At 60.2% G+C, this 4,178-nt stretch carries 4 protein-coding genes; all 4 read left to right on the top strand.

The features are described 5' to 3' along the window. A partial coding sequence (locus NW837_RS09960) for a tetratricopeptide repeat protein (protein WP_414331162.1) occupies positions 1–1,419 on the top strand: 1,419 nt, incomplete at its 5' end. 38 nt (positions 1,420–1,457) lie between these two features. Beyond that, the gene (locus NW837_RS09955; protein WP_414331160.1) at positions 1,458–2,285 is read left to right on the top strand and encodes a sulfurtransferase; all 828 of its coding nucleotides are present in this window, start codon (positions 1,458–1,460) and stop codon (positions 2,283–2,285) included. Continuing rightward, positions 2,282–3,460: an NAD(P)/FAD-dependent oxidoreductase gene (locus tag NW837_RS09950; RefSeq protein ID WP_414331158.1), complete on the top strand. Its 1,179-nt coding sequence runs from the start codon at positions 2,282–2,284 to the stop codon at positions 3,458–3,460. Before NW837_RS09955 ends, NW837_RS09950 begins: the two co-directional genes overlap by 4 nt. A gap of 167 nt (positions 3,461–3,627) precedes the next feature. Further along, positions 3,628–4,110: a Fe-S cluster assembly sulfur transfer protein SufU gene (gene sufU / locus NW837_RS09945; RefSeq protein ID WP_011434254.1), complete on the top strand. Its 483-nt coding sequence runs from the start codon at positions 3,628–3,630 to the stop codon at positions 4,108–4,110. Positions 4,111–4,178: the final 68 nt, after the last annotated feature.

The following is a 4,178-nucleotide window of genomic DNA, read 5'->3' as shown; positions in this document are numbered from 1 at the left end:
TCTTTTGGGCAAGCCGATGTTCCTGCCCGAGCCAGATCGCTGGGGCTGGGGATCCCGCTGTTGATCTTGGCTGCAGGGGGGGGCTGGCTGGGTTGGCAAGGCCGGCGTGCCATCAACACCTTTGAGCGGGAGGGATCCCAGGATCCCTTTACAGAAGGGCTGTCCTTTTTACAGGCCAATCCAATTCCTGAGGCAGTGGAGCGGTTTCGGGAGGCCGTGCGGCAACAGCCGAATCATGTCGAGGCCCACGTTGAGCTGGCCCATCTGTTGGCGAAAACCAACCGACTGCAGGAGGCATTGAGCCACTACCAACAGGCCAAACGCCTGAACCCGAACTTGAGCGGCATCAACACCCACCTGGTGGAAACCCTGAAGGCTCTAGCACGGCAGTGGCTGGCCCAGCATCAGCCGGATGAAGTTCTGGCCCACTTACCCGAAGCATTCCCCCTCACCCAGGGATCCGCCCAAGCTGAGATCTATAGCCTGCTCGGCCAAGCCTGGGCAGAGAAGGGCAACTGGGCAGAAGCGTTAGCTCAGCAACAAAAGGCCCTGGGGCTGGATCCCCACTTCAGCGAGGCTCATCTCTGCATTGCTCAAGTTCGCCTCAAGCTGGGGCAATGGGACGAGGCCATCGACTCCTGCTGGGCTGCTTTGGAGTTGAATGATCGCCTGGGCCTGGGCCACGCCGTGATGGGACAAGCGCTGATGCGCAAAGGTCAGTTAAAAGCGGCAATCGCAGCCTTCCGAACTGCCCTCAGCCTGGATCTCAGTCCTGAGTTGGCAGCCGCTGTGCGGGTGGATCTGGGTTTGGCAATGGTGCATGCAGGTCATCTGGCTCAAGCCAGCCAAGAGTTCAGCCAGGTGATCTTCAATGGCCAGTTCAAAAGACAGCAGGCTCGCGCCTACTACGGTTTGGGTCTGGTGTTGGCAGGCCAAGAGCAATACAGCGAAGCCATCAAGAACTACCGGCGGGCTTTGGAGCTGGCCCCCGATCTGCACGCAGCGATGGCCGCCACTGGCCTAGCCTACTTGGGGCCCAAACAACGGGATGCCTCTGGGCGCAAGTTCATCCAGCCCCAACAGTTGCAGCAGGCTATGCAGCAGTTTGAACAGGCTTTGAAAGGAGACCCAGATCTGCCCGAAGCTCACTTTGGCATGGGAGAGGCGTCGCGCATCAAGGGGGATCTAACCTCGGCGGAGGCCAGCTATCGACGGGCCATTCGCAGCAATGGCAGCTATGGAGCAGCTCACTATCGTCTGGGATCCATCCTTGCCCGCCAAGGCAAGCTGGAGCAGGCCATTGAACACTTTCGCTCGGCTTTGGAAATCGCTCCCAACTTCTCCGAAGCCAGAGTGAGCCTGCAACGGCTTCTCTCCAAACAGATGGAAGAGGCCCATACCGGCCTACTCGTCCCGTAAGGTGGGATAGGATCTTCCAATTAAGGTTCTCTCAACCCATGACACCAACGCCAGGTTGGGTGGTCAGCCCTGCAACCGCCATCCAGCTCATCCAACAAGGGGCAACGCTTCTGGATGCACGCAGTGCGGAATTGCAAGCCGACGGGATCCTGAAGGGTTCAATTCCGGTGAACTGGACGGAGTTTACTCAGCCAGAGGCTGCAAACAGCGGCAAGCTGTTGGCAGATGATGCCCTTCTCACCGAAAAGCTGCAAGGCATTGGCGTGTTTCGGGAGCGTCCGGTGGTAGTTGCTGCCGATCCGCTACAGGGCTGGGGAGAAGATGGCTGGATCGTTTGGATGTTGCGCAGCTTGGGTCATCCCCAGGCAGTCATGGTGGACGGGGGCTATCCGGCCCTGGTGAAGGAGGGAGTGCTGACCACAACCCGACAAAGCGCCGACGAACCGCAACGGGGCGATTTTGTGGTGCAGCGAACCGACCGGTGGAACATCGACCGGGACACCCTGCGGGCCAGCCTTGGCTCCGACCGTGTGGCCATCCTCGACAGTCGCGAAGCCCAAGAATACGAGGGAGCCACCCCCTATGGTGAGGCACGTGGCGGACACATCCCCGGCGCTGTGCATCTCTACTACAAGGAGCTGATGGATGCGGCGGGATCCCTGTTGCCGCCCGCTGCAATTCACGCCCGCCTGCAAAAAGCCGGGATCTCTCCAGAAGCCGAGATCATTGCCTACTGCACAGCTGGGGTTCGCGCCGCTTGGGTCACGGTGGTTTTGACCCATTTGGGCCGGCAGGCCAAAAGCTATTCCGGTTCCATCCTGGAATGGGCAGCCGGGGATCCCCAGCGGTTCCCGCTCCAGCCATGAGGGGATCCCTGCCCACTGTGATCTTGGCCGGATGTGGCTATGGAGCCATCGACGCCTTGCGGGCGCTCAAAGGGCAGGCACGGGTGATCGCCATCAACCCCTATCCCTACAGTGTTAATTCAGGCATGTCCACGCGGCTGCTGAGTGGTCGGTTTTCTCTGGAGCTGGTGCGGATCCCTTTGCTGGAGCATATTCAAGCCAACGGCGCCCAGTTTTTGCCGGGGCGAGTCACCCACATCCAACCCGAAGCTCGAACCCTGACCCTGGAGAGTGAAGCCGGGATCCAAACTCTTGCCTACGACTATCTGTTGGTGAATGTGGGCCGGGAGTTGCGCCCCATTGATGGGATCCAACATGCCTTTACCATTCGACCGGCAGAACAATTGGTGGCCGCCCAAACCTGGATCCGGCAGTGCTGGCAACGGGCAGCCCAGGGGGATCGGACGCCGGGCCTGCTGACCTTTGTGGTGGCGGGAGGAGGCTGTACCGGCACAGAGCTGATGGGGGAACTCTACGATCTTTGCCGGGAAATGAGCGCAGAAACAGGGATCCCCTTGGCTCAAGCCCGGCTGATCTTGATCCATCGCCAGGCCCATCTGGTCGAGGGCTTCTCGGAACCCTTCCGCCGGGCGGTGGAAAGGGAAATCCGCCGTCTGGGGGTGGAAATCTGGGCCGGATGTCAGGTGAAAGCCTTTGGGCCGGAGCACGTGTGGCTCTCGGATGGCACCGAGTTGATAGCTCAGACCCGCCTGTGGGCAGGTGGCTTCCAGGTGCCGAGCTGGTTGAGCACCTGCGGCTTGCCAACAGGGCCGACGGGATCCCTGCTCGTGGACAAATACCTGCGGGTGCAAGGCTCAGAGCACATCTTGGCGGTGGGGGACTGCGCTGACTTTGTTTGGGGATCCCGCCTCTTGCCCAAGATCGGCGTGTACGCGGTGCGCCAGGGGCCAATTGCAGCCCAAAACCTGCTGCGGCTCATCCGCGGCCAACCTCTGATCCCCTACCGACCGCAGGCCACGGTTTTTGTTTGTGTAACGGTGGGGAACCGCGTTGCCGTTGCCGAGAAAGGCAGGCTGGTCTGGCGCGGCTATTCAGCCACGGTGCTGAAGAACTTTTTTGATTGGCTGTACATGCGCAAACTTAAGCCCCTGCGCTGGCAGGAGTTTTTCTACTGACTCAAGCTCTACCAAGAACGGGGTTAAGATCAAAACCAGATGGGCCAGGTCGGGCTCGCTTCCCAAATCCTGAATATCTGAGAACTATGGCTATTCCCGGCGGCAATGGGCTATGAGCGGATCGACTTTTGCCGACCGGCCAGAGCAGCGACCAACCAGGAGCAACAATGCCTCTAGATAACCTGCGCGGACTCTATCAGCAAGTCATTCTGGAGCGGTACAAAAAGCCCCACAACTTCGGCAGAGTGGATCCCGTCCACCGCCACCAACGTGGCCACAACCCCTCCTGTGGCGACACCATCGACCTCACCTTACAACTGGATCCCAGCCAGGAGCGGATTGTCGATATCAAATTCGAGGGGGCAGGCTGTGCCATTGCCCTGGCTTCTGCCGATCTCATGGCGGATGCGGTGCGGGGGCGCACCATCCCCGAAGCTCTGCAGTTGGTGGAGCGCTTCCAAGCCATGATGCGCGGTGGCGAAGAGTTCCCGCGGGAGCAACGGGCTTTGAACGCCATGAAAGGGGTAGCCCAATTTCCAGTGCGCATCAAATGCGCCAACCTGGCCTGGCATGCGCTCAAATACGCGCTGGAATCGCCCGAACCCCAGGCCAATGGGTCGGCCTTTGTGAGCAACGAAAACACCGACTGACCAAAAGGCGCGGCAAGCCCCGTCCTTCAGGGCAGGGAAGGATAGCGCCGACCGTAGCCGACGCCCTT

It is taken from the genome of Synechococcus sp. R6-10 (genome assembly GCF_047461815.1).
In the GTDB taxonomy this organism is placed as follows: domain Bacteria; phylum Cyanobacteriota; class Cyanobacteriia; order Thermostichales; family Thermostichaceae; genus Thermostichus.
The sequence above is the reverse complement of the archived record's forward strand: the minus strand, read 5'-3'. Positions and strand labels throughout refer to the sequence as shown.

Excerpts from the sequence above, each read along its gene's own strand:
- NW837_RS09955 (WP_414331160.1), top strand. The coding sequence starts at position 1,458 with ATGACACCAACGCCAGGTTGGGTGGTCAGCCCTGCAACCGCCATCCAG.
- NW837_RS09950 (WP_414331158.1), top strand. The coding sequence starts at position 2,282 with ATGAGGGGATCCCTGCCCACTGTGATCTTGGCCGGATGTGGCTATGGA.
- sufU (WP_011434254.1), top strand. The coding sequence starts at position 3,628 with ATGCCTCTAGATAACCTGCGCGGACTCTATCAGCAAGTCATTCTGGAG.